The sequence below is a fragment of the Oleiphilus sp. HI0079 genome (assembly GCF_001635105.1).
This window is the reverse complement of sequence record NZ_LWFT01000363.1, coordinates 1-640: the sequence shown is the minus strand read 5'-3', so window position 1 is coordinate 640 and position 640 is coordinate 1. Positions and strand designations below refer to the sequence as shown.

2 protein-coding genes are annotated in these 640 nt (G+C 43.6%); both read right to left on the bottom strand.

The features are described 5' to 3' along the window. The coding region (locus A3750_RS04845) for a flavoprotein (RefSeq protein WP_304440170.1) at positions 1-214 on the bottom strand (214 nt) is incomplete at its 3' end. A gap of 82 nt (positions 215-296) precedes the next feature. Beyond that, positions 297-506: a cold-shock protein gene (locus tag A3750_RS04840; protein ID WP_068455091.1), complete on the bottom strand. Its 210-nt coding sequence runs from the start codon at positions 504-506 to the stop codon at positions 297-299. Positions 507-640 lie beyond the last annotated feature (134 nt).

Here is a 640-nt window from a genome sequence, read left to right as displayed (position 1 = left end):
CTGCTTCAGCGCTTTCATCAAGGAGTTCGGTCGAAACCATCTCACCGCTTAGAGCCTGAAAGGTAAGCGGCTGAACAAATTCACAAGCGCCTCGCGTCATCACGACCCTGACATTCGCGCCAGCTTTTTTAAGCTGTCGACAAAGATCTGCAGATTTATAGGCAGCGATGCCGCCGGTGACGCCGAGAATAATATTTTTGTTTATTACCGACATGTTGAATTCATACTGTTCAATAAAAACAAACCCGCATTCGCAAAGCGAAAGCGGGTTTGTGGGATTAACTCTGAGTTATGTCCTATCGAGGAACAACCTGCTCAGCTTGTGGTCCTTTTTGACCTTGGCCAATAGTGAACTCAACTTCTTGACCTTCAGCTAGAGTTTTAAAACCCTCTGACTGGATGGCGCTGAAATGTACGAATACATCTGGACCACCGTTTTGCTCGATAAAACCGAAGCCTTTTGATTCGTTGAAAAATTTAACCTTACCTGTAACTCGATCTGACATAACTCATTCCTATATATAACGTAATTGAAACGCTCAAAAACTGGATATCGGTATGAGGAGAATCGAGAGGCGAAGCGCGATCGATCCAAATGTCATAAAAATAGCCGCATTTTTAAGGCTTCCATAGTTATACT